Below are 21481 nucleotides of genomic sequence, written 5' to 3' on the forward strand. Positions count from 1 at the left end.
GCCAGCGGACAAAGAAATGGTTATGCCAGGCGATAACGTGTCGATCACCGTCAAGCTGATCAACCCGATCGCGATGGAAGAAGGTCTGCGCTTCGCAATCCGCGAAGGCGGCCGTACCGTTGGCGCAGGCGTTGTGGCGAAAATCATCGCCTAAGGAATAGTGGTCGTACCACCAGGGGCGTCTCTGGTGGTATAATCGTTATCCTTTGTAGTTTTACGTAGGGACGTAGCTCAATTGGCAGAGCGTCGGTCTCCAAAACCGAAGGTTGGGGGTTCGATGCCCTCCGTCCCTGCCACCGTTTTCAGGTGCAGGGCACCGAAAGTAAATATAAATGTCAAATCAATCCGTGCAGACCGTCAGCACGTCGAATGACAAGATTAAGGTTGCTCTGGCAATAGCCGTTGCAATCGCAGGTGTGGTCGGGTTTTATTACCTGTCAGACAAACCAGCTCTCGTACGCGCAGGCGCACTTGTAGCTGGTTTGGCTTTTGCCGTTCTGCTCTTGTGGACCTCGACGACTGGCCGTGAATTCCTGAATTTCGCCAAAGAAGCCGTACGCGAAACGAAAAAGGTCGTTTGGCCTACCCGTCGCGAAGCTACCCAGATCACGGGCATCGTGTTTGCCTTTGTGCTGGTGATGGCGTTGTTCCTGTGGGGCACGGATAAGACACTTGAGTTCCTGTTGTACGACGTCATTCTGGGTATACGAAAATAATGAGCGAAAATGTGCAAGATGGCGCGGCGGGCGTCCCCGGGCCGGGTGACGATCAGCCGCAAGATGCTGGCGCAGCGCCAATCAGCGTACCGGTGAGCAACAAGCGCTGGTACGTTGTACATGCGTATTCCGGCATGGAAAAAAGTGTCCAGCGTGCCCTGATGGAGCGCGTCGAGCGCGCCGGCATGCAAGAGCAGTTTGGCCAGATCCTGGTGCCGACCGAAGAAGTGGTCGAAGTCCGCAACGGCCAAAAGTCCGTCACCGAGCGTCGTTTCTTCCCGGGTTATGTGCTGGTTGAGATGGAAATGACCGACGAAACGTGGCACTTGGTGAAAAACACCAACAAGGTGACCGGCTTCATCGGCGGCAAATCGAACAAGCCGACCCCGATTCCAGCGCGCGAGATCGACAAGATCATGCAGCAGATGCAAGAGGGTGTCGAGAAGCCGCGGCCGAAAGTGCTGTACGAAGTGGGCGAGCAAGTCCGCATCAAGGATGGCCCGTTCACCGATTTCAACGGCAATGTCGAAGAAGTCAACTACGAGAAATCCAAAGTGCGCGTGTCGGTTACCATCTTCGGTCGCGCCACTCCGGTGGAACTTGAGTTCGGCCAGGTCGAAAAAGTATAAGCAGCACCGTTCGCCAGAACGGGCGACGGTGTGAAAACCACCGCAAATCTGGCGCAAGAGGAGCCCTGCCCTGCAGAACACGCATGGTGGGGCGCTACTACTCATATCCAAGATAGGAGCCATCATGGCAAAGAAAATCATTGGTTTTATCAAGCTGCAAGTGCCAGCTGGTAAAGCAAACCCATCCCCACCGATCGGTCCAGCTCTGGGTCAACGCGGTCTGAACATCATGGAATTCTGCAAAGCGTTCAACGCGCAGACCCAAGGTATGGAACCAGGCATGCCGATTCCAGTCGTGATCACCGCGTTCGCTGACAAGTCCTTCACCTTCGTGATGAAGACCCCTCCAGCGACCTACCTGATCAAGAAGCACTCGGGCGTCACCAAAGGTTCGCCGAAGCCACATACCGACAAAGTCGGTAAGCTGACCCGCGCTCAAGCTGAAGAAATCGCTAAATTGAAAACCCCAGATCTGACCGCTGCCGACATGGATGCTGCTGTACGCACCATCGCTGGTTCCGCACGTTCGATGGGCATCACGGTGGAAGGTCTGTAATCATGGCAAAACTGTCCAAACGCGCTAAAGCTATCAAAGCCAAAGTTGATAGCACCAAAACCTACGCATTCGACAACGCTGTCGCTCTGATCAAGGAACTGGCCACCGCCAAGTTCAATGAATCGATCGACGTGTCGGTACAGCTGGGTGTGGATCCTAAGAAGTCGGACCAGGTCGTTCGCGGTTCCGTCGTGCTGCCAGCCGGCACCGGCAAGACCGTTCGCGTTGCTGTGTTCGCTTCGGGCGAAAAAGCCGAGCAGGCTAAAGCCGCCGGCGCCGACGTAGTCGGTATGGAAGACCTGGCCGAGCGCGTCAAAGCCGGCGACATGCCTTTCGACATCGTCATCGCTTCGCCAGACACCATGCGTATCGTTGGTACCCTGGGTCAGATCCTGGGCCCGCGCGGCCTGATGCCTAACCCGAAAGTCGGCACCGTTACCCCTGACGTCGCTACCGCCGTGAAAAACGCGAAAGCCGGCCAGGTTCAGTACCGTACCGACAAAGCCGGTATCATCCACGCGACCATCGGCCGCAAGTCGTTCGCTGACGCAGATCTGAAGAGCAACCTGGTTGCCCTGATCGACGCACTGAACAAAGCCAAGCCAGCCACCAGCAAGGGTGTATACCTGCGCAAGGTATCGCTGTCGTCGACCATGGGCGCCGGCGTCCGTGTTGACCAGGCTACCCTGGCTGCTTAAGTTTTATCGTATTAAGTCCTTGGGCTGAAAAGCCTGGGGCAGTTCTTTGGGATGGTTGTCGTTGCTTCGGCAGCGGCGGCCAACAATCAAAGACCGTTGGGCTCAGCGCATCAGGCAGGCGCCGGGTTAATTGAATTTTTCACCCAACGCAGATGGTGTACCCGATCAAGTTTCGTAGTCCATTGGACTCCTAAACCTCGGACGCCGTTGTTCGAACCGATGGCAGGCAGTTGCCCGTCATCATTTAAGGAGGTTGACCGTGGGTCTCAATCTGAATGACAAAAAGGCCGTCGTCGCCGAAGTTTCCGCAAAAGTAGCAACTGCGCAAACTATCGTCGTGGCCGAATATCGTGGCATCCAGGTTGCTCACTTGACGCAACTTCGTGCCAAAGCGCGCGCTCAAGGCGTGTACCTGCGAGTGTTGAAAAACACCCTCGCACGTCGCTCCGTCGAAGGCACGCAGTTCGCCAGCCTGGCAGACAGCATGACCGGTCCGTTGATCTACTCGATCTCGGACGATGCCGTTGCAGCAGCTAAAGTCATCGCTGACTTTGCTAAAACCAACGACAAACTGGTCATCACCGCAGGCAACTACGCAGGCAAGCAGCTGGATAAAGCAGCTGTTGCAGCGTTGGCGAGCATTCCTAGCCGTGAAGTCCTCATTTCGCAGTTGTTGGGCGTTATGCTGGCTCCGGTGTCGGGCTTTGCACGTGGTCTGGCTGCTCTGGCAGCGAAAAAATCCGAAGGCGCTCCTGCTGCAGCTGCAGCGGAAGAAGCCCCAGCCGCGGCTTAATTGCCGCAGCCGGTTTTTTTCTCAAGTACCAATCTGATGTATTAACGAATCAAAAAATTATTGGAGTTTCAAATGGCAATTAGCAAAGACGACATCCTGAACGCAGTTAGCGAAATGTCCGTAATGGACCTGAACGAACTGGTCAAAGCATTCGAAGAAAAATTCGGCGTTTCGGCCGCTGCAATGGCTGCTCCAGCAGCCGGCGGCGCAGCTGCTGCTGCAGTTGAAGAGCAAACCGAGTTCAACGTTGTTCTGACCGAAGTCGGCGCAAACAAAGTTGGCGTTATTAAAGCAGTTCGCGAAATCACCGGTCTGGGCCTGAAAGAAGCCAAAGACGTGGTTGATGGCGCTCCTAAGACCGTTAAAGAAGCCCTGTCGAAAGCTGACGCTGAAGCCGCTAAGAAAAAGCTGGAAGAAGCTGGCGCCAAGGCCGACCTGAAGTAATCAAGTTGTACGGCGGCTAGCTAGCGCCACGAGCCAAAGCTGCGGATTTCCTTTCGAAAGGGAGGAAATCCGGCTTTGGCTCCTTTGTCGTCCTCGTCGTATTTGTAGCGTTTGTCCAACGCCGCAGTTTGAAGCAGTTTTTATATCATCAGCTGGAAATGGTAGAAGTTTCAGGTTTCGTCTGTGTGACATGCAGCCGATCTTGTTGCTGAAGTGGCTAATAGTGCACTGGCAAAACCTGAATTTTTTATCCTTTCTGTCACTCACGGAGTGTCCATGCACTACTCATTTACTGAGAAGAAACGCATTCGCAAATCATTCGCGAAGCGCGCCAACGTTCACCACGTTCCGTTCCTGCTGGCTACCCAGCTCGAGTCCTACCATAGTTTCTTGCAAGAAGACGTAGCACCGTCGACACGCAAGAACGACGGCCTGCAGTCGGCCTTTACCTCGATTTTCCCTATCGTTTCGCACAATGGTTTTGCGCGTCTCGAATTCCTGTCGTACGTTCTGGGCGATCCCGCCTTCGACGTCAAGGAATGCCAACTGCGTGGCCTGACGTTCGCGTCGCCGCTGCGCGCCAAGGTGCGCCTGGTGATCCTGGACAAGGAATCGCCGACCAAGCCGGTCGTCAAGGAGATGAAGGAACAGGAAGTCTACATGGGCGAACTGCCCCTGATGACCACCACCGGTTCGTTCGTCATCAACGGTACCGAGCGCGTTATCGTTTCGCAGCTGCATCGCTCCCCTGGCGTGTTCTTTGAGCACGACCGCGGCAAGACCCACTCGTCGGGCAAACTGCTGTTCTCCGCGCGTATCATTCCTTACCGCGGTTCGTGGCTGGACTTCGAGTTCGACCCGAAAGACATCCTGTTCTTCCGCGTCGACCGCCGCCGCAAGATGCCGGTAACGATACTGCTGAAGGCGATCGGCATGTCGCACGAGCAGATCCTGGCGAACTTCTTCGTGTTCGACAATTTCAACCTGCGCTCCGAAGGCGCGGAAATGGAATTCGTCGCCGAGCGCCTGCGTGGCGAAGTCGCGCGTTTCGACATCGTCAACAAGGAAGGCAAGACGCTGGTCCTGAAGGACAAGCGCATCAACGCCAAGCACGTGCGCGACATCGAATCGAACGGCATCAAGCATATCTCCGTGCCGGAAGACTACCTGCTGGGCCGCGTGCTGGCCAAGAACATCGTCGATCCTGAGACCGGCGAAGTCGTCGCGTCCGCCAACGACGAGCTGACCGAAGACGTGTTGGGCCGCCTGCGCGAAGCCAACATCTCCGAAATCCAGACGCTGTACACCAACGACCTGGACCAGGGCGCCTATATTTCGCAAACCCTGCGCATCGACGACACCGCCGACCAGATGGCCGCCCGCGTCGCGATCTACCGCATGATGCGTCCTGGCGAACCGCCAACGGAAGACTCCGTCGAAGCGCTGTTCAACGGCCTGTTCTACAGCGCCGACCGCTACGACCTGTCCGCCGTCGGCCGCATGAAGTTCAACCGCCGCATCGGCCGCGACGAACTGACCGGCGCCATGACGCTGTCGAACGAAGACGTGCTGGCCGTGATCAAGATCCTGGTGGAACTGCGCAATGGCCGCGGCGAAGTCGACGATATCGATCACCTGGGTAACCGCCGCGTGCGTTGCGTCGGCGAACTGGCCGAGAACCAGTTCCGCGCCGGCCTGGTGCGCGTTGAGCGCGCCGTGAAAGAGCGTCTGGGTCAGGCAGAAGCCGACAACCTGATGCCGCACGACCTGATCAACTCGAAGCCGATCTCGGCCGCAATCCGCGAGTTCTTCGGCTCGTCGCAGCTGTCTCAGTTTATGGACCAGACCAACCCGCTGTCGGAAATCACGCACAAACGCCGTGTATCCGCCCTGGGACCTGGCGGTCTGACCCGCGAACGCGCCGGCTTCGAGGTGCGCGACGTGCACCCGACCCACTACGGCCGCGTGTGTCCGATCGAAACGCCTGAAGGCCCGAACATCGGCCTGATCAACTCGCTGGCGCTGTACGCCCGCCTGAACGAATACGGCTTCCTGGAAACCCCATACCGCAAGGTCGAGGGCTCCAAGATCACCGACCAGATCGACTACCTGTCCGCCATCGAAGAAGGCCGCTACATCATCGCCCAGGCGAATGCGACCATCAGCGATGAAGGCACGCTGAGCGATGAGCTGGTATCGGCCCGTGAAGCCGGCGAAACCATCCTGGTATCCCCGGAGCGCATCCAGTACATGGACGTGGCGCCTGGCCAGATCGTTTCCGTGGCGGCATCGCTGATTCCGTTCCTCGAACACGATGACGCGAACCGCGCATTGATGGGTGCCAACATGCAGCGCCAGGCGGTTCCTTGCCTGCGCCCTGAAAAAGCACTGGTCGGTACCGGCATCGAACGCACCGTGGCAGTCGACTCGGGCACCACCGTGCAGGCACTGCGCGGCGGTATCGTCGACTACATCGACGCGGGCCGTGTCGTGATCCGCGTCAACGATGACGAAGCCACCGCCGGCGAAGTCGGTGTCGACATCTACAACCTGATCAAGTACACCCGTTCGAACCAGAACACCAACATCAACCAGCGTCCTATCGTCAAGGTGGGCGACCGCGTGGCCAAGCGCGACGTGATCGCCGACGGCGCATCGACCGACCTGGGCGAGCTGGCTCTGGGCCAGAACATGACCGTGGCCTTCATGCCATGGAATGGTCTGAACTTCGAAGATTCGATCCTGATCTCGGAAAACGTCGTCAAGGACGACCGCTACACCTCGATTCACATCGAAGAGCTGAGCGTTGTTGCACGCGATACCAAGCTGGGCGCGGAAGAAATCACCCGCGACATCTCGAACCTGGCTGAGAACCAGCTGGCTCGTCTGGATGAGTCCGGTATCGTCTACATCGGCGCGGAAGTGCAAGCGGGCGACACCCTGGTCGGCAAGGTCACGCCTAAAGGCGAAACCCAGCTGACCCCGGAAGAGAAGCTGCTGCGCGCGATCTTCGGCGAGAAGGCATCGGACGTCAAGGACACCTCGCTGCGCGTGCCATCGGGCATGATCGGCACCGTCATCGACGTGCAGGTCTTCACCCGTGAAGGCATCGTTCGCGACAAGCGCGCGCAACAGATCATCGACGATGAACTGAAGCGTTTCCGCCTGGACCTGAACGACCAGATGCGTATTGTGGAGGGCGATGCCTTCCAGCGTCTGGAAAAAATGCTGATCGGCCAAGTGGTCAACGGCGGTCCGAAGAAGCTGGCCAAGGGCGCCAAGATCACCAAGGAATACCTGGCCGATCTGGACAAGTACCACTGGTTCGACATCCGCCCTGCGGACGACGCCGCTGCTACCGCGCTGGAAGCGATCAAGGAATCGATCAACGAGAAGCGCCACCAGTTCGACCTGGCCTTCGAAGAGAAGCGCAAGAAACTGACCCAGGGCGACGAGCTGCAACCTGGCGTGCAGAAGATGGTCAAAGTGTATCTGGCCGTCAAGCGCCGCCTGCAGTCGGGCGACAAGATGGCGGGTCGCCACGGTAACAAGGGTGTGGTTTCCCGTATCGTGCCGGTGGAAGACATGCCATACATGGCCGACGGTACGCCGGCCGACGTGGTGCTGAACCCGCTGGGTGTGCCTTCCCGTATGAACGTGGGTCAGATTCTCGAGACCCACCTGGGTTGGGCCGCCAAGGGCCTGGGTATCCGTATCGGCGAGATGCTGCAGCAGCAGATCAAGGTCGAAGAGATGCGCAAGTTCCTGACCACCGTCTACAACGAGAACGGCCGTCCGGAAGACCTGGACCAGTTCGACGACGAAGAGATCATGAAGCTGGCGAACAACCTGAAGAAGGGTGTTCCGTTCGCTACTCCGGTGTTCGACGGCGCGCACGAATCGGAAATCCGCCGCATGCTGGACCTGGCGTATCCGGACGACATCGCCGCCAAGCTGGGCATGACCCCGTCGAAGAATCAGGTCACGATGTATGACGGCCGCACCGGCGAAGCGTTCGAGCGCAAGGTTACCGTCGGCGTGATGCACATGCTGAAACTGCACCACTTGGTCGACGACAAGATGCACGCGCGTTCGACCGGTCCATACTCGCTGGTAACGCAGCAGCCACTGGGCGGTAAAGCCCAGTTCGGCGGCCAGCGCTTCGGTGAGATGGAGGTGTGGGCACTGGAAGCATACGGCGCATCGTATGTGCTGCAAGAAATGTTGACCGTTAAGTCGGATGACGTGAACGGCCGTACCAAAGTGTATGAAAACCTGGTCAAAGGCGACCACGTGATCGACGCCGGTATGCCTGAATCGTTCAACGTGCTGGTGAAAGAGATCCGTTCCCTGGGTATCGATATCGACCTGGAACGCAACTAAAACATCGCACGGGCCCCGCCGGCCTTCGCCGGCGGGGCAGTTTAAAGAATTCATCACTACCTGGAGTGATACATGAAAGCACTGCTCGATCTATTCAAGCAAGTACAGACGAACGAGACTTTTGACGCGATCAAAATCGGTCTCGCTTCGCCTGAAAAAATCCGTTCGTGGTCCTACGGCGAAGTTAAAAAGCCGGAAACCATCAACTATCGTACCTTCAAGCCTGAGCGCGACGGTCTGTTCTGCGCCAAGATCTTTGGCCCGATCAAGGACTACGAATGCCTGTGCGGCAAGTACAAGCGCCTGAAGCACCGCGGCGTCATCTGCGAAAAGTGCGGCGTTGAAGTCACGCTGGCCAAGGTGCGCCGCGAGCGCATGGGCCACATCGAGCTGGCGTCGCCGACCGCGCACATCTGGTTCCTGAAGTCGCTGCCATCCCGTCTGGGCATGGTGCTGGACATGACGCTGCGGGACATCGAACGCGTGCTGTACTTCGAAGCATACGTCGTGACCGATCCAGGCATGACCCCGCTGAAGAAGTGCCAGATCATGTCGGAAGACGACTACGCCGCCAAGTACGAAGAGTACGGCGACGACTTCACCGCCTTCATGGGCGCTGAAGGTATCCGCGAACTGCTGCGCTCGATCGACATCCACCGCGATGCCGAGACCCTGCGCGTGGAACTGAAGGAATCGAAGTCCGAAGCCAAGATCAAGAAATACGCCAAGCGCCTGAAAGTGCTGGAAGCGTTCCAGCGCTCGGGCATCAAGCCTGAGTGGATGATCATGGAAGTGCTGCCGGTGCTGCCGCCGGAACTGCGTCCGCTGGTACCGCTGGACGGTGGCCGCTTCGCGACCTCGGATCTGAACGATCTGTATCGCCGCGTGATCAACCGTAACAACCGCCTGAAACGCCTGATGGAGCTGCGCGCTCCAGAGATCATCACGCGCAACGAAAAGCGCATGCTGCAAGAAGCGGTCGATTCGCTGCTGGACAACGGCCGTCGCGGCAAAGCGATGACCGGCGCCAACAAGCGTCCGCTGAAATCGCTGGCTGAGATGATCAAGGGTAAGGGCGGCCGTTTCCGTCAGAACTTGCTGGGCAAGCGCGTCGACTACTCGGGCCGTTCGGTCATCGTGGTGGGTCCGCAGCTGAAACTGCACCAGTGCGGCCTGCCGAAGCTGATGGCGCTGGAACTGTTCAAGCCGTTCATCTTCAACAAGCTGGAACTGATGGGCCTGGCTACCACGATCAAGGCCGCCAAGAAGCTGGTCGAGATCCAGGAACCGGTCGTCTGGGACATCCTGGAAGACGTGATCCGCGAACACCCGATCATGCTGAACCGTGCGCCTACGCTGCACCGTCTGGGTATCCAGGCTTTCGAGCCGGTCCTGATCGAAGGCAAGGCCATCCAGCTGCACCCACTCGTCTGCGCGGCATTCAACGCCGACTTCGACGGTGACCAGATGGCAGTCCACGTTCCGCTGTCGATCGAAGCACAGATGGAAGCCCGCACCTTGATGCTGGCTTCGAACAACATCCTGTTCCCGTCGAACGGCGAGCCGTCGATCGTTCCTTCGCAGGATATCGTGCTGGGTCTGTACTACGCGACCCGCGAAGCGATCAATGCGAAAAACGAAGGCATGCTGTTCCCTGACGTGTCGGAAGTCATTCGTGCCTATGACAACAAGGAAGTGGAACTGACCACCCGTATCACCGTGCGTATCGTCGAGAATCCCAAGGATCCAGTGACGGGCGAATTCGTCCGCACCGTGACCCGCTACGAGACCACGGTCGGCCGCGCCATCCTGTCGGAAATCCTGCCGAAAGGCCTGCCATTCTCCGTGCTGAACCGCGCGCTGAAGAAGAAAGAGATTTCCAAGCTGATCAACACGTCCTTCCGTAAGTGCGGCTTGCGCGCGACGGTGGTGTTTGCCGACCAGCTGATGCAGTCGGGCTTCCGCCTGGCGACCCGCGCCGGTATTTCGATCTGCGTGGACGACATGCTGGTACCGCCTCAAAAAGTCACCCTGATTTCGGCTGCAGAGTCCGAAGTCAAACAGATCGAGCAGCAGTACGCTTCGGGTCTGGTGACCGCCGGCGAGCGTTACAACAAAGTGGTCGACATCTGGGGCAAGACCTCCGATGAAGTCGGCAAGGCCATGATGGACCAGCTGAAAGTGGAAGACGTCATCAAGCGTGACGGCACCAAGTCCACCCAGGAATCCTTCAACGCGATTTACATGATGGCCGACTCGGGCGCCCGCGGTTCCGCGGCGCAGATTCGCCAGCTGGCAGGTATGCGTGGTCTGATGGCGAAACCGGACGGTTCGATTATCGAAACGCCGATTACCGCGAACTTCCGCGAAGGCCTGAACGTGTTGCAGTACTTCATCTCGACCCACGGCGCTCGTAAAGGTCTGGCCGATACGGCACTGAAAACCGCGAACTCGGGTTACCTGACCCGTCGTCTGGTCGACGTGACCCAGGATCTGGTCGTTATCGAAGATGATTGCGGCACGACCAACGGCACGCTGATGAAGGCGATGGTCGAGGGTGGTGAGGTTATCGAAGCGCTGCGCGACCGTATCCTCGGCCGCGTGGTGGTCAACGACGTCGTCAATCCAGAGACCCAGGCTACGCTGTACGAAGCCGGCACGCTGATGGACGAAGACATGGTCGAAGAGATCGAGCGTCTGTCGATCGACGAAGTCAAGGTTCGCACTCCGCTGACTTGCGACACGCGCTTCGGCCTGTGCGCCAAGTGCTACGGTCGCGATCTGGGTCGCGGCATGCTGGTCAACGCCGGCGAAGCCGTCGGTGTGGTCGCTGCGCAGTCGATCGGCGAACCTGGTACCCAGCTGACCATGCGTACCTTCCACATCGGTGGTGCGGCGTCGCGTGCGGCAGTGGCATCGTCGGTGGAAGCGAAGTCGAACGGTACCATCCGTTTCACCTCGACCATGCGTTACGTTACCAACGGCAAGGGCGCGCAAATCGTCATTTCCCGTTCGGGCGAAGTGCTGATCACCGACGACCACGGCCGTGAGCGTGAGCGTCACAAGGTGCCGTACGGCGCGACCCTGATCGTCAAGGACGGTCTGGTGATCAAGGCCGGTACCGCGCTGGCAACCTGGGATCCGCTGACCCGTCCGATCATTACCGAATACGCCGGTACCGTGCGTTTCGAGAATGTGGAAGAAGGCGTGACCGTTGCCCGTCAGGTCGACGAAGTCACCGGTCTGTCGACCCTGGTGGTCATCGATGCGAAACGCCGTGGTTCGCTGACCAAGACCATGCGTCCACAGGTCAAGCTGCTGAACGAAGAAGGCCAAGAAGTGAAGATCGCCGGCACAGAACACGCCGTGGCGATCGGCTTCCAGGTCGGCGCGCTGATCATGGTGAAAGATGGCCAGTCGGTATCGGTTGGTGAAGTGCTGGCACGTATCCCGACCGAATCGCAGAAAACCCGCGATATTACCGGTGGTCTGCCGCGCGTTGCCGAGCTGTTCGAAGCACGTTCGCCGAAAGACGCGGGCATGCTGGCGGAAGTTACCGGTACTGTTGCATTCGGTAAAGAAACCAAGGGCAAGCAGCGTCTGGAAATCACCGACATGGACGGCAACAAGCACGAGTTCCTGATTACCAAGGACAAGCAAGTGCTGGTGCACGACGGCCAGGTGGTGAACAAGGGCGAGATGATCGTGGACGGCCCGGCCGATCCACAAGACATCCTGCGCCTGCTGGGTATCGAAGCGCTGGCTCGCTACATCGTTGACGAAGTGCAGGACGTGTACCGTCTGCAGGGCGTGAAGATTAACGACAAGCACATCGAAGTGATTGTGCGTCAGATGCTGCGTCGTGTTCAGATCGTTAATGCCGGCGACACCAACTATATCGTTGGCGAGCAGATTGAGCGTTCGGAACTGCTGGACGAAAACGATCGCGTTACCGCGGAAGGCAAACTGCCTGCCACCTACGAAAACGTATTGCTGGGTATTACCAAGGCATCGCTGTCGACCGATTCGTTTATCTCGGCCGCATCGTTCCAGGAAACTACCCGCGTTCTGACCGAAGCCGCAATCATGGGCAAGCGCGATGGTCTGCGCGGTCTGAAAGAAAACGTCATCGTTGGTCGCCTGATTCCAGGCGGTACGGGTCTGGCATTCCACCGCGCACGCAAAGAAAAAGAAGCGTGGGAAGTGGAAGAGCGTCAAGCCCTGCTGCTGGCGGAAAAAGCCTCGATGTCCGGCGGCGATGTGGAAGCAACCGAAACGGTTACTCCGCACGACGGCGAAGCGTAATTCAGCTTTTAGTCCCGCAAATAAAAACGGCACCTTCGGGTGCCGTTTTTTTATTTGCATTCGCGATTAACAACTTCGCCAGGTATTGCTGAATAGTTTAATCTCATCTGTCGACGGCTTTCGCCGGGCTCTAAAAGATTTAATATATCGCATACTCTTAGCCTTAAATGGCATATGCATGCTTTTCATCCACGCTGAGCCTGGCCCATTGTGGTTCGCTCGAGCAGTTTCGGCTTTATCGTAACCTCCGTTTATCTGTACGCATATCCAATATGGACGGGTCTCGTCTAGCGTGATTTGCTGGCCTGCAACCGCCAAGTCCGCCCGCAGCCTGGTCCGATGCAAGCTGGCCTGCAAAACCCATGTTAAACATGCCAGACAGCAGTTCGTTCATGCTAAGATTTGGCTCATGATCGCTCAAGCACTCTTTACCCCTGCCCAGCAAAAGCTGCTGGGCTTGCTCTTTGTACGTGTCAATCAAGGCTTCCACTTGAACGAGATCATGCGCCTGACCGGTTTGGGCAGCGCATCGGCTCAGCGGGAGCTCAAACGGCTGCATGAGTCGGGCGTCATCGTGTCCGAGCGGATCGGCAATGTGCGCCGGTTCAAGCCCAACAAGGAATGCATCGTGTTCGGGGAATTAAGCAACCTGGTCAAGAAAACCTTCGGACTGGTCAGCGTGTTGAATTCGGCGCTGGCGCCGTTGCAACACGTATTGAATGTGGCATTTGTTTATGGCGCCACCGCCAAGGAACACGAGGGCATGGATACGCCGGTGGAATTAATGCTGATCGGCGATAACACCAGCTACGGCGAATTATTATCCAGGTTGCCGGTCGCCGAGCGTTTATTACGCCGCAAGATTAATCCCAACCTGTACTCCATTCCCGATTTCAAGCGCCGCCTGCGCGAACAACAGCCATTTATTCTGCAAGTGCTACGCGAGCAAAAGATTTATGTATTGGGCGATGAAAACGATCTTGAGAAAATCAGCGGCGAAGACGTAGCCGTGAATTAATCCATCAGCTCGGCGGCGGCCCACATCGGCGTCGTGTCTTTTTGCGGGAATAATAAAGAAAAGCGCGTATATCGCCCCGCCTGGGATTCGCAATGAATCCTGCCGCCAAAAGCGGTAATGACACGCTGGCAGAATGCCAATCCCATGCCGGTGCCGCCGCCATTATGCCGGGTGCTATAAAACGGCTCGAATACATGCGGCAATACATCATCCGGAATACCCGCGCCGGTATCCGTCACCAGCAATTGCTTGCTATTCCCGTTCGTAAAGAAAGCAATCTCGACTTCACCCCGTCCTGCGGATTTGATCGCATGCAGCGAGTTTTTAAAGAGATTGTATAAAACATAGACCAGCAATACATCCGAGCCGAAAAAGGTAAAGTCCTCGGCCGCCTTCACCACCACTTTATCGCGCATCGAGCTCTCGAACGGATAACAGGCCAGCGCCTCCTCCACGCATTTTTTGATCGAGTGATGGGCGAAATCGCTACGGTTCAGCGTGCCGGCGCGCGCCGAGGCCAGCATCATGTCGACGATGAAATTGGAGCGGCTGATTTCGGCATCGATGTGCTGGGTCAGCTTGCCCAGGTATTGCAGCTGCGCCGGCTGCAGCCGCTGGTCGATGTGCTGGTGCTCGACCGCCATCTGGTAGCCGGCCAACAGTTCCGGCAGGCACTTGGCCAGCACCCGGGACTGGTTGCGTATGGTCGCCAGCGGCGTGCGCATTTCGTGGGCGATGGTGGCCGCCACCTCCATCGGGTCCGCCAGCAGGTTGTGCCGGACCATGGCCTGGGCGATCAGGCCGAGGCTGGCCGCCACGAACAGCACGCCCGGCGGATAGAACTGCATGCCGTAATTGCACAAATAATCGACCGAGGCGAAGAAATAGATCAGCATGCTGACCAGGCAATAGCGCAGCCGGGTCCTTTCGGTCGATACCGCCATCCGCTGGCGCCTGTAGAGCAGCCACAGGCCGCGGCTGACGACGATCCCGGTCTGCGCCAGGTGCAGCGGGTGCAGCGGGCCGGCCTTGGGGTAAAAACCGAAGAAATAGGGATAGAGGCCGGAAATCAGGTAGTTCGTGCTCAACAGGATCACGCCCAGCAGGCCGGCCAGCAGATAGGACAGCTCCACCCAGCGCCGCTCGCTGCGCTGCGCCGTCAATTCGGCGATGAAGTGGTACAGCGTGGTCGGCAGGAACAGGATCAGCAGATACCCCATCTTCGCCAGCGACATAGCCTCGTGTTCGTCGTGGATCTGGAACAGCACTGCCCAGGTGAACTGCCAGCAAAAGGTGGTTGTACACAACAGGAAAAAGGTCAGGCTGATGCGGCTTACCCCGCGCGAATGCAGCACGTAGGCGCCGTAGCAAAGGAATAGCAGGGAAACCACGGCGGGCAGGAGGGAATGCATGTGCTCTTTCCAACGGGCTTTGGATGGTAGCCCGAAGTATTGCGCGTGTTGATATAGTTCGCTTGTCTATTGAACAATAGTTTGCGCCAGATCAAACATGCATCACGCAAACCCGCTTTAAGTGATCGCATGCGGTCGGCCGGCCGCGGCGCTTCATTTTTAAAGGGGAATACTCATGTTGCTGCGCGCTACCGAAGTCGAAATGTCCGAAATCAACGCTGCTGTCGCCGCCAACGCCAGGCTGACCTTTATCCACACCCTGACGGTCTACCTGAAGGACTCGAATGCCTACGGCAATACCTACTTTGCGCGTTACTTCGAATGGCAGGGGATTTGCCGGGAAAAGTGGTTTTTCGAGTGTATTTCACGCGACATGCTGCAAAAGGAAGGGGTATTCATCACCAAACATGCGGAACAGGACTATTTGCAGGAAACCTTCCCGTTCCAGGATATCAGCTGCGAGATGAATACTTTTGACATAAAGAAGTGCTCATTTTGGCTGGAATTCCGTTTTTATGCGGATGGCAAGGCGGTCTCCGTCGGGCGTCAGCAGGTCGTCTTCGCCAATCATGCCAAACAGATCACGGCCTTGCCTGAACGGGTGATTGCTCGCATCAAGCGTTACGCCAAGTAAATGGAAAAGCGCGTTGACGACGCCGCCAGCGGGCGTCGTCACTTTCCCGGCAATTACTTTTGCGCCGCGATCCAGCGATCGACTTTTTCCTCCAGCAGCGCCAGCGGCAGCGTGCCGTCGCCCAGCACCACCGCGTGGAACTTCGGCAGGCTGAACTTGTCGCCCAGCGCCGCGGCGGCGCGCTGACGCAGCTCGACGATCTTCAGCGAACCGATCTTGTAGCCCAGCGCCTGGCCCGGCCACGCCATGTAGCGTTCGGTTTCGCTCTTGGCCACCGTGTCGTAGCCCAGCGTGTCGTGCATGTACTGGATGCTTTGCTCGCGGGTCCAGCCCTGGGCGTGCATGCCGGTGTCCACCACCAGGCGGGTGGCGCGCAGCAGCTCGTCGTTCAGGTGGCCGAAATACTGTGCCGGATCTTCAAACAAGCCCATTTCCTTGCCCAGCGTTTCCGCATACAGCGCCCAGCCCTCGGTGTAGGCATTGTTGCCGCCGTATTTACGGAAGTTAGGCAGATTCAATTCCTGCATCAGCGCGATGTGGAAGTGGTGGCCCGGCTTGCCTTCGTGCAGGAACAGCGTGGTCATGCCGGGGCTGCCGTACTTGGTCGGATCGTTGACCACCGACCAGAACACGCCCGGACGCGAACCGTCGCCGGCCGGCGCGGTGTAGTGGTCCGAAGCCGTCGCGCGGCTCAGCTCGGGCTCGAGGCGCAGGTCCAGCCTGGCTTTCGGCTGCAGCGTGAACATCAGCGGCAGCTTGGTGTCGAGCACGTCGTTGAGCTTGCGGTACACCGCCTGCACTTCATCTTCAGTCTTGAACGGGTAGAACTTCGGCTGCGCCGCCACCCACACCGGCAAGCCGGCGGCCGGGCCGTTGTAGCCCAGCTTGGGACCGAGCAGTTCGAACTGGCCCTGGATGCGCGCGACTTCCCTGAGGCCGATCGCGTGGATTTCATCCGGTTTCAGCGAGGTTGTCGTCGCGTTGGCGACACGGGCCTGGTACCAGGCGGCGCCGTCCGGCAGCGCGCCGAGGCCGGTCGTGGTGCGGCAGGCCGGCACGTATTCCGTTTCCAGGAAGTTCGCCAGGCGCGCCAGCGCCGGCATCACCTTGTCGGCGATGGCCTTGCGGTAGGCCGCGGTCAGGCGCTGCTTGTCGGCGTCGGAGAAGGCGGCCGGCAGCTTGGTGATCGGCGTGTAGAAGATATTGCTTTCCGGCGTGTCGCTGACCAGCTTCTTGAATTGCGGCAGGCCCGATTCCATGATGGCTTTCGGCTCGGTGATGCCTTGCTTCATGCCTTCGCGCATATTGGCGATGGCCTGGTCTATCCAGGCCGGCAGCTGCGCCACGCGGCTCAGGTAAGCCTGGTATTGCTTGACCGTGCCGATCGGCTGCGACGCCTCGCCGCCGGCGTAGTTGGCCAGGGTGACCGGCACGCTGTCCATCTGGTTGATCGGCAGCAGGTGCTCGGGGAAGCGCTCCATCGCCAGCAGGCCGTGCAGCTCGTAGCTGAGGATGTCGTAATTGATGCGGTCCGCGCTGTCGAGCTGCTCGCGCTTGATCGTCTTCAGGCGGGTGGCGAACTGGCGGTACAGCTTGAATTGCTGCGCGCGCTTGGCCGGCGCGATGCTCATGCCGAGCTGGTCGTCGAAACGGTTGTCGCCGTTCTCGGTGGCGCCGATGGGCTCGAAGCGCGCGCTGGCGTCGTAGTACTGGTCGGCGATGGCCAGCAAGGCCTTGTGCACGGGCGCGGGGCTGGCGTGCGGTGCGGCGGGCGCATCGGCGGCGTTGCTGTTGGCAACGGGGGCAAATGCCAGCGCTACGGCGGTAGCCAGCGCGGCGAGACGAAGTTGATGCTTCATAACTGTTTCCTGGTCGATAGTGAATCAAGCGGCGCTAAGCATAAGGGATAGCGCCGCCGGACCGGGAAAAAATTTGTATCAGGCCGCCGCCTCGGCGAAGCGGCTTTCGTACAGCGCCGCCACCAGGTCCGATTGCGTGATGAGGCCGGCGAACCGCTGCTCCTCGTCGACGATGGGGATGTGGTGGAAACCCGAGTCCGCCATCAGCGGCACCAGGTCGACGATGGGCGTGTCCAGCCGCGCGGTGGTCGGATGCTGGGTCATGATCTGGCCGACCACTTCGGCTTTTTCCGTGTGGGTGACGCCGGTCTTGCGCAGGAAGCGCTGCAGTTGCTGGCGGATGCCGCGATAGTCGTCCAGTCCGCCATGCTCGAGGAAGTCGGATTGCGTGACGATGCCGATCACGCGCCGCGCCCGGTTCAGCACCGGCAGCGCGGCCACGCGGTGCAGGCGCATCAGCTGCCAGGCTTCTTCCAGCGGTGTGCCGAACTCGGCGTTGACGATATCGCGCGACATGATGTCGGCGCAGGCGATGATGCCGAAGCGGCGCTGGTAGGCGCGCTGTTCGGTCTGCATGAACAGCGACTCCAGGTCGTCGCGGCTGATGTCCAGCACCTGGTTGTACTGCTGCAGCACCGCGTCCAGGTCCTCGGGCTTGAAGCCCAGCCGCACCGTCGGCACGGCGTCCCGGGTCGCGTGCGGATTCGGATGCGCGCCTTGCTGCGCATGGGGATAGCGGCGCCCGGTCAGGTTGTTGTAGAGGATGGCCATGACCGCCAGCAGCGTGGTGTCGGCCAGCACGGTCACCAGCGGGAAGGCGAAGCCGGCCGCGTGGATGGCCGGGCCGCCGATCACGGCGGTCAGCGCCACCGCGCCGCCGGGCGGATGCAGGCAGCGCAGCGCGAACATCGCGGCGATCGCCGTGCTGGCGGCCAGCGCGCACAGCAGCGGCACGGGCAGCACGTCGCCGAAGCAGCGCATGCAGATCACACCCATCAGCCCGCTGACGACGTTGCCGCCGATGGCAGACCACGGCTGCGCCAGCGGACTGGCGGGCAGCGCGAACAGCAGCACCGAGGACGCGCCTATCGGCGCCACCAGGAAGATGGAACCGCCGGGGAACAGGTATAGCCCGATCAGGGCGGTCAGCAGCAGGCCGAACAGGGCGCCGCCGGCGGCGCGCAACTGTTCGCGGCGGCTGGCGGTGCTGGGGCTGGGCAGCCAGGGGGCTAGCAATGCGCGCATGGGTTAAATCAGGTATTTGAAATGGGACAAATATTACCCCATGTCTGCCCCTTATTGGTGCGAAACAAGCTCAAGCGGAAGGGCGGTGGTGATCTTGATCTGCTCCATCGAGAACGCCGACGACACGCCGGTGAGCTGCGCGGCCTTGATCAGTTTCTTGTAAAAGCGGTCATATCCTTCGATATCGCTCGTAACCACCTTCAAAAGATAGTCGATGTCGCCGCTCATGCGGTGAAATTCCTGCACTTCCGGCAACGCGATGACGGCGGCGGCAAAGCGCGCCAGCCACTTTTCATCGTGCTGGCTGGTGCGCACGCTGACGAACACCGTCACCGGCAAGCCCACTTTGCGGCGGTTGACGATGGCCACGCGGCTCTCGATATAGCCTTCCTCCTCCAGCCGGCGCACGCGTTTCCAGCAGGGCGTGCTGGACAGGCCGACCTTCTCGCTGAGCTGGGCGATCGAGAGCGTGCCGTCCCCTTGCAGGGCGGAGAGGATGGCGTAATCGTAGCGGTCAAGTTGATTCATTCTCTTAATTCGTGAAATTGGGTATGAATATGCTACATGGCGTGCGCATGAAGAGTATTTTAGTACATATATTTTCGTTCGAATGGGTAAGCTATGTATACCGATTATTTAGCAGCCTGTTCCAACAGCTCAGCACCGACATGACTACCGAAATCTACCTTGACGGCAACGCCACCACCTCCGTCCTGCCGGCCGCCATCGCCGCCGCGGCCGATGCCATGGGGCAGCGCTTCGGCAACCCCAGCAGCAGCCACGCCACCGGCCTCAAGGCCAAGGCCCTGCTCGACCAGGCGCGCGCCTGCGCGGTGCGTCTGCTGGGCGTCGGCGACGGCCGCCTGATGTTCAACAGCGGCGCCACCGAAGGCATCCAGACCTCGGTGCTGTCGGCGCTGGTCGCGTTGCGCGAGCGCCAGGCGGGCGGCGAGGCCATCGGCAGCCTGCTGGTCTACGGCGCCACCGAGCACAAGGCCGTGCCGGAAAGCCTGGCGCACTGGAACCGCCTGCTGGGCCTGAACCTGGAGCTGTACAAACTGCCGGTCGACCAGCACGGCGCGCACGACCTGGCGCTGCTGCGCGACGTGGCGCCGCGGGCGGCGCTGGTGTGCACCATGGCCGCCAACAATGAAACCGGCGTCGTCACCGACCTGGCCGGCATCGAGGTCGTGCTGGCCGAGACCGGCACCGCCGCCTACTGGCTGGTCGATTGCGTGCAGGCGCTGGGCAAGCTGGACCTGGACCTGCAGTCGACCCGCATCGATTACGCGCCGTTCTCCGGCCACAAGCTGTACGCGCCGAAAGGCATCGGCATGCTGTACGTGCGCGCCGGCGCGCCGTTCACGCCGCTGATCATGGGCGGCGGCCAGGAGGGCGGACAGCGCTCCGGCACCGAGAACATGGCCGGCATCGCCGCGCTGGGCGTGGTGCTGGCCGCGCTGGAACGCGGCGACACCTTCCGCGGCCACGAGCAACTGGAAGGCTTCCGCGCCCGCCTGGCCGACAGCCTGCGCGCGGCCTTGCCCGGCGTGGTGTTCAACAATCCCTTCGACAAATCGCTGCCGACCACGCTGAACTTTTCCGTGCCCGGCCTGGCCAGCCGCGAACTGATGGATGTGTTCGACGCGGCCCAGGTGCGCGTCAGCTCCGGCAGCGCCTGCTCGGCCGCCAAGGCCGCGCCCAGCTACGTGCTCGACGCGATGCACGCGCCGCTGTGGCGCAGCGCCGGCGCGATCCGCATGTCCTTCGGCCCGCTGGTCGACGAGGCCACCATCACCGACGCCTGCGCCCGCATCGAGCGCTGCGGCGCCGCGCTGCGCGCCAGCTGCCTGATCCCGTCCGAGCGCACCGCCGTGCCGCACGACGGCCTGCTGCAGCTGGGCGTGGAGGGCGCCTGCAGCTGGATGGTGCTGGACGCCGCCAGCCGCAGCTGCATCGTCATCGACCCGCTGCCCGAAATGAGCGCCCGCATCGAATCGTATGTGCGCTGCCAGAACTACCAGGTGCAGGCCATCGTCAGCACCTTGCCCAACGCGGGCCGCGCCATGCTGATCGACGTGCTGGGCCGCCACTTCGACAGCCATGCCGAAACGGACGTGTATGGCTGGCCGGCGCACGCCGCCACTGTCGCGCTGGACGACGGCGCGCTGGTCGGCGCGATCAAACTCGGCGCGCAAGTGCTGGCCAGCGTGTCCGGCGGAGCCGGCGGCGAATTGCGCAACTACCTGCTGGGCGCCGCCGATGGCGCGCGCCTGCCTGCCGGCGCGGTGCGCTTCGCCTTCAGCGCGCGGCCAGCGCAGGAAGCGCTGCGCGCGGTCAGCGCCGCGCAGACCCTGCTGTGCCCGACGCGCGACGAACACAATCAATTCTGCATCAGCATGGCCGCCCAGCCCCAGGCCGGCCTGGCCGCCGATGCGCAGCTCGGCAGCGCCGCGCTGGATGCCTTCCTGCAAGCCCATCCCGACGCCATGCTGATCGACGTGCGCGAACCGTATGAGTTTGCCGCCGGCGCCATCGCACCGGGCGCGGCGGGGAGCGTGGTCCGCAGCGTGCCGCTGAGCCGTCTGGCCGAGCACGCCAGCGAGTGGCTGCGCGGCGAGCCGGCGCCGCTGGTGTTCTTTTGCCGCAGCGGCAATCGCAGCTTGAAAGCCGCCCAGTTCCTGCGCCGTCTCGGCCATCCCTATGCCTACAGCCTGGTCGGCGGACTGGCGCTGGCGCCGCTGCCGCTGGCCGCATAGGCCGCTCATTCAAGTTTCGTTTTTCTTCCT

The 21481-nt window shown here is 60.1% G+C and carries 16 protein-coding genes and 1 tRNA gene; 13 read left to right on the forward strand and 4 right to left on the reverse strand.

The genetic code is table 11. From position 1 onward, the window contains the following. From ABWW33_RS28245 to ABWW33_RS28295, 11 genes are all read left to right on the forward strand, one after another. Positions 1-154 (forward strand): EF-Tu C-terminal domain-related protein (locus tag ABWW33_RS28245; protein WP_509944966.1); only part of this gene is annotated, 154 nt, incomplete at its 5' end. Between the two features lie 66 nt (positions 155-220). After that, positions 221-296, forward strand: a tRNA-Trp gene (locus ABWW33_RS28250). Between the two features lie 36 nt (positions 297-332). Next, positions 333-716: a preprotein translocase subunit SecE gene (gene secE, locus ABWW33_RS28255; RefSeq protein WP_008444107.1), complete on the forward strand. Its 384-nt coding sequence runs from the start codon at positions 333-335 to the stop codon at positions 714-716. Beyond that, entirely contained in the window at positions 716-1345 is a 630-nt protein-coding gene (nusG, locus tag ABWW33_RS28260) for a transcription termination/antitermination protein NusG (protein ID WP_353404756.1), read from the forward strand. The genes secE and nusG overlap by 1 nt, the downstream gene beginning before the upstream one ends. A 124-nt stretch (positions 1346-1469) precedes the next feature. Further along, a complete protein-coding gene (gene rplK, locus ABWW33_RS28265; protein WP_093561569.1) occupies positions 1470-1901 on the forward strand; it encodes a 50S ribosomal protein L11 in 432 nt (143 codons plus the stop codon). Positions 1902-1903: 2 nt separating this feature from the next. After that, positions 1904-2599 (forward strand): 50S ribosomal protein L1, encoded by a 696-nt coding sequence (rplA, locus tag ABWW33_RS28270; RefSeq protein WP_117012693.1) that lies wholly within the window; start codon positions 1904-1906, stop codon positions 2597-2599. Between the two features lie 259 nt (positions 2600-2858). After that, entirely contained in the window at positions 2859-3392 is a 534-nt protein-coding gene (rplJ, locus tag ABWW33_RS28275; RefSeq protein ID WP_176655974.1) for a 50S ribosomal protein L10, read from the forward strand. A gap of 72 nt (positions 3393-3464) precedes the next feature. Next, positions 3465-3836, forward strand: coding sequence for a 50S ribosomal protein L7/L12 (gene rplL, locus ABWW33_RS28280; RefSeq protein ID WP_117012784.1), 372 nt, complete (start codon positions 3465-3467; stop codon positions 3834-3836). A gap of 276 nt (positions 3837-4112) precedes the next feature. Then, positions 4113-8219 (forward strand): DNA-directed RNA polymerase subunit beta, encoded by a 4107-nt coding sequence (rpoB, locus tag ABWW33_RS28285; RefSeq protein WP_176655972.1) that lies wholly within the window; start codon positions 4113-4115, stop codon positions 8217-8219. Between the two features lie 72 nt (positions 8220-8291). Beyond that, positions 8292-12524: a DNA-directed RNA polymerase subunit beta' gene (gene rpoC, locus ABWW33_RS28290; protein ID WP_353404757.1), complete on the forward strand. Its 4233-nt coding sequence runs from the start codon at positions 8292-8294 to the stop codon at positions 12522-12524. Positions 12525-12933: 409 nt separating this feature from the next. Beyond that, a complete protein-coding gene (locus tag ABWW33_RS28295; protein WP_176655970.1) occupies positions 12934-13542 on the forward strand; it encodes an ArsR family transcriptional regulator in 609 nt (202 codons plus the stop codon). Here the strand turns inward: ABWW33_RS28295 and ABWW33_RS28300 are convergent. After that, positions 13539-14954: a sensor histidine kinase gene (locus ABWW33_RS28300; protein ID WP_353404758.1), complete on the reverse strand. Its 1416-nt coding sequence runs from the start codon at positions 14952-14954 to the stop codon at positions 13539-13541. The genes ABWW33_RS28295 and ABWW33_RS28300 overlap by 4 nt on opposite strands. Before the next feature lie 175 nt (positions 14955-15129). On the opposite strand from ABWW33_RS28300, the gene ABWW33_RS28305 reads away from it, so the two are divergent. Then, positions 15130-15588: an acyl-CoA thioesterase gene (locus tag ABWW33_RS28305; protein ID WP_353404759.1), complete on the forward strand. Its 459-nt coding sequence runs from the start codon at positions 15130-15132 to the stop codon at positions 15586-15588. A gap of 53 nt (positions 15589-15641) precedes the next feature. Here ABWW33_RS28305 and ABWW33_RS28310 read toward each other — a convergent pair whose 3' ends face one another. The 3 genes from ABWW33_RS28310 to ABWW33_RS28320 all read right to left on the reverse strand — a co-directional run bounded on the left by ABWW33_RS28310 (position 15642) and on the right by ABWW33_RS28320 (position 19220). Next, positions 15642-17447 (reverse strand): DUF885 domain-containing protein, encoded by a 1806-nt coding sequence (locus ABWW33_RS28310; protein ID WP_353404760.1) that lies wholly within the window; start codon positions 17445-17447, stop codon positions 15642-15644. A gap of 78 nt (positions 17448-17525) precedes the next feature. Next, on the reverse strand, positions 17526-18692 hold the full coding sequence (locus tag ABWW33_RS28315; RefSeq protein WP_353404761.1) for an HPP family protein: 1167 nt from the start codon (positions 18690-18692) through the stop codon (positions 17526-17528). Between the two features lie 51 nt (positions 18693-18743). Further along, positions 18744-19220: an Lrp/AsnC family transcriptional regulator gene (locus tag ABWW33_RS28320; RefSeq protein WP_176655965.1), complete on the reverse strand. Its 477-nt coding sequence runs from the start codon at positions 19218-19220 to the stop codon at positions 18744-18746. A 140-nt stretch (positions 19221-19360) separates the two neighbouring features. Between ABWW33_RS28320 and ABWW33_RS28325 the strand changes: the two genes are divergently transcribed. Next, positions 19361-21451, forward strand: coding sequence for an aminotransferase class V-fold PLP-dependent enzyme (locus tag ABWW33_RS28325; RefSeq protein WP_353404762.1), 2091 nt, complete (start codon positions 19361-19363; stop codon positions 21449-21451). Positions 21452-21481 lie beyond the last annotated feature (30 nt).

The sequence above is a fragment of the Duganella hordei genome (genome assembly GCF_040369125.1).
Taxonomy (GTDB): Bacteria; Pseudomonadota; Gammaproteobacteria; order Burkholderiales; family Burkholderiaceae_D; genus Rugamonas; species Rugamonas hordei.